The following is a 3,860-nucleotide window of genomic DNA, read 5'->3' on the forward strand; positions in this document are numbered from 1 at the left end:
GCGCCGAGCCGCAGCAGATGCGCGGCGCCGGTGGCGCGCGCCACGCCCACCTTGCGCGCCTCCACGCCCAGCACCTCGACCGGGTACCGTGCCGCGATCCGCGCCGAGGCGTCGCGACAACTGTCGAGCACCACCACGATGCGCACCGCCTCCCGAGCCAGCGCGGGATGCCGCGCCGCCGCGACGGCGGCCGCCAGGCAGCGCGCGAGCCGCCTTGCCTCGTTGTGCGCGGGTATCACGATACCGATCATGCTTGCTCCCAGGTCCAGGCCATCGATCGACACGAAACCGCAATTTCGATGCCCAGCCGCCACCTCGTGCGAATCGCCTGCCCGAGGCGACTTGGAGATCGTGGCAGGCGCAACTTTCTGCACGGCACAGCGGTCGATTGAAGAAATCGCGGGCCAGCGGCACGGCGAACCCTGCCGTACCATTTCGGACCCCGCAGCAATCATTCGCGGCCATCGATCCCGCCATGGCGGGACCCTCGGCCGCCCTTCAGGGAGGAACGCCGATGCTTCATGAAACCCTCTGGTATCTGCTGGTCGGCGGCGTACTGATCGCGGTCGGCGTGCTGGGCTCGGCCCTGCATCGGCTGCCCTGCAGCACCGCGATGATCTATCTCGCGGTGGGCGCCGCGCTCGGGCCGGCCGGGCTCGGCATGATGGATCTCGATCTCGGGCGCGACGCGAAGCTGCTCAGGCAGATCACCGAGGTGGCCCTGCTGGTGTCGCTGTTCGCGATCGGCCTGCGCCTGCGGGTGGCCGCGCTGGACCGGCTCTGGCTGCTGCCGGTGCGGCTCGGCTTCGTCGCGATGATCGTCACGGTGCCGCTGCTGGCCGCCGTGGCCATGCCGCTGCTGGGCCTGGCCTGGGGCCCGGCGCTGCTGCTCGCGGCGATGCTCGCGCCCACCGACCCGGTGCTCGCCCACGACGTGCAGGTTCGCAACCCCGGCGACGTGGACCTGGTGCGCTTCGCGCTGTCCGGCGAAGGCGGCCTCAACGACGGCATCTCGCTGCCCTTCGTGCTGGCCGGCCTCGCGCTGTGCGGCCATGCCGAGCTGATCGGCGGCGCATCGCCCGCCTCGCTCCACTACGCGCTGGAGGTGGCCTGGGGCATCGGCGGCGCGCTGGCGATCGGCGCCGCGCTCGGCTGGCTCACCCTGCGCGGCGTCACCTGGTTGCGCACGCATCATTCGCAGGCGCTCGGCCTGGAAGGCTTCTTCGCGCTCGGGCTGATCGTGGTGGCCTTCGGCCTGGCCCAGCTCGCGCACGGCTTCGGCTTCCTGTCGGCCTTCGCCGCCGGCGTCGCGATGCGCCGCGTCGAGCATCGCGCGAGCGGCCCGAGCGCGCCGCGCGAGGTGATCGGCACCATCGACTCCACCAACGTGGGCGCCACCGCCCAGGACCCGCAGCGCGCCCACGCCTACATGGCCGAATCGGTGCTCGGTTTCACCATCGAGCTGGAGCGCATCGCCGAGGTGGTGGTGATGACCATGATCGGCAGCCTGCTGCCGGGCCTGCTGACGGCCCGCGGCTGGTGGCCGATGCTGGCGGTGGCCGCCGCGCTGATGCTGCTGATCCGCCCGCTCGCGGTGGCCGTCTCGCTGGCCGGCTCGCCCACCAGCCCGACCCAGCGGCGGCTGGTGGGCTGGTTCGGGATCCGCGGCATCGGTTCGTTCTACTACCTGCTGTTCGCGCTGGAATACGCGCCGGCCGCGGCGCGGCCGCTCGCGCCGGTGGTGCTGGCGATCATCGCGCTGTCGGTGGTCGCGCACGGCATCTCGGCCACGCCGCTGATGAACCGCTATCACCGCCACGCGCAGGTGAAAGACTGAGGTGTTCCGCGCGCCCTGGCTCGCCCACCACCCGCCGCCGCGCAGCGACGCGGCAGCCATGCAGGATCCGGCGCGCTTTTGAAAAAAATGCCCGCCGGATGCGAGTTTCGATCCGCGCACCGCGCCTCGCGCCTTGCCTGCCGGCGCCTCGCATCCCTGGTCCGGAACTTGCAGCCATCCTCGGGCGGCCGGCTCGATCCGGCCGGTCATCGCCCCTCAATCGCTTGCGTCCCTCCACGACAAGACAGCCCATGCCCCACATCCTGGTGGTCGACGACGACGCGGAAATCCGCGCGTCCATGGCGGCCCTCGCCGCCTCGCGGGACCTGCCCTGCGATACCGCCGGCTCGCTCGGGCAAGCGCGCGAGCGGATCGCCGCGCGCTTGCCGAGCCTGGTGCTCTGCGACCTGATGCTGCCCGACGGCAGCGGCCTGTCCCTGCTCGACGAATTGCCCCGCGAGCGCTGCGAATTCGTGGTCGCCACCGGCAATGCCTCGCTCGATACCGCGATCCGCGCGATTCGCCTCGGCGCCAGCGACTACCTGGTGAAGCCGTTCAACATGGAGCGCGTGCAGCGCCTGCTCTCGCGCGTGGCGCGCCAGGAGCAACGCGCCGACAATCTCGAGGCGCTGGCCGCCGAGCTGCGCCGCTCCTCGCGCTTCGGCAGCATGCTGGGCCGCTCGCCGGCGATGCTCGGCGTCTACGATGCGATCGCGCGCGTGGCCGGCACCTCCGCCTCGGTGCTGCTGACCGGCGAATCGGGCACCGGCAAGGAGCTCGCCGCGCAGACCGTGCACGACCTGAGCCCGCGCCACGACCAGCCCTTCGTGGCGATCAACTGCGGCGCGCTGCCGGCCAACCTGATCGAGAGCGAGATGTTCGGCCACGAGCGCGGCAGCTTCACCGGCGCCGAGCGCGATCATCGCGGCTTCTTCGAGCGCGCCGACGGAGGCACCCTGTTCCTCGACGAGATCAGCGAGATGCCGATCGAGCTGCAGGTGCGCCTGCTGCGCGTGCTGGAGACGCGCCGCGTGATGCGCCTGGGCGGCACGCGCGAGGTGGAGGTGGACGTGCGCATCGTGGCGGCCAGCAATCGCGATCCGCTCGCCTCGATCGACGAGGGCAGGCTGCGCGCCGACCTCTATCACCGCATCAACGTGTTCCCGATCGCGCTGCCGCCGCTGCGCGAGCGCGAGGACGACGTGGTGCTGCTGGCCGAGGCCTTCCTGGAAGCGCTCAACCAGCAGGCGGGCCGCGCCCTGCGATTCTCGGAGGCGGCCCGGCGCGAGATGCGCCAGCGCAACTGGCGCGGCAACGTGCGCGAGCTGCGCAACCTGGTGCAGCGCGCGGCGATCTTCTGCGAGGGCGAGCTGATCGACACGCTGCCGCTGTCGATCATCGACGAGCTGGCGCAGGCGGCGCAGGTGCCGGGCGAGTCGGTCTCGGTGCCGCTGGCCGTGCCGCTCGACGAGATGGATCGCCGCCTGGTGGCGGCCACCCTGGCGCACTGCGCGGGCGTCAAGGCCCATGCCGCGGAGATGCTCGGCATCAGCCTCAAGACGCTCTACAGCCGGCTCGCCGCCGATCCGGCCGAGGGCGGCTAGGCGCCGGGCGCAGCGCCGCGAGCGAGGCCGACATCCGCGCCAGCGCGTGCTGGGTCATGCGGCGGTCGTTGTCGTCGTAGTGTTCGCTCACGCGCGCCACCGGCGGGCCGAGGGCGTCGCGCTCGTCGGCCAGGCCCGGCCCCCGCGGCCCGCGGGCAGGGTTCGCATCCGCCGGCCGAACCGGCAACCACGCCATCCATCGTTTGAAAAATATGCCGGCCGGGCCGGCATCGCGTTTGCTACGGAATGTCTGATCCCGGCCGGCGATGCCGGGACGAATCCGGAGGACCCGCCCATGAGCCATGCCAGCCCCCAGGCGCCGCGGCGCTTTGCCAAGACCCCGCGCCCGCCCGCGCCGCGCCGTGAATCGAGCGCGCGCCACACGCCGCGCACCTCGCCCGGTGCCGGCGCGGCCCCGG

General features: G+C 72.3%; 3 protein-coding genes. 2 read left to right on the forward strand and 1 reads right to left on the reverse strand.

Annotation, left to right across the window (positions count from 1 at the left end; translation table 11 throughout):
• On the reverse strand, window positions 1-251 hold a 251-nt coding region (locus tag F3J18_RS35905), incomplete at its 3' end, for a glycosyltransferase (RefSeq protein WP_166916868.1).
• A 263-nt stretch (window positions 252-514) separates the two neighbouring features.
• Here F3J18_RS35905 and F3J18_RS35910 point away from each other — a divergent pair.
• Together F3J18_RS35910 and F3J18_RS35915 are read left to right on the forward strand one after the other, a co-directional pair.
• Window positions 515-1,837, forward strand: a complete 1,323-nt coding sequence (locus F3J18_RS35910; protein ID WP_166916870.1) for a cation:proton antiporter — start codon at window positions 515-517, stop codon at window positions 1,835-1,837.
• Window positions 1,838-2,088: 251 nt separating this feature from the next.
• Window positions 2,089-3,441: a sigma-54 dependent transcriptional regulator gene (locus F3J18_RS35915; RefSeq protein ID WP_166916872.1), complete on the forward strand. Its 1,353-nt coding sequence runs from the start codon at window positions 2,089-2,091 to the stop codon at window positions 3,439-3,441.
• Window positions 3,442-3,860: the final 419 nt, after the last annotated feature.

This window comes from Burkholderia sp. Ax-1720 (assembly GCF_011753035.1).
GTDB classification, from domain to species: domain Bacteria; phylum Pseudomonadota; class Gammaproteobacteria; order Burkholderiales; family Burkholderiaceae; genus Burkholderia; species Burkholderia gladioli.

What these genes read in the sequence shown, in the direction of transcription:
- F3J18_RS35915 (WP_166916872.1), top strand. Translation starts at nt 2,089, where the DNA reads ATGCCCCACATCCTGGTGGTCGACGACGACGCGGAAATCCGCGCGTCC.
- F3J18_RS35910 (WP_166916870.1), top strand. Translation starts at nt 515, where the DNA reads ATGCTTCATGAAACCCTCTGGTATCTGCTGGTCGGCGGCGTACTGATC.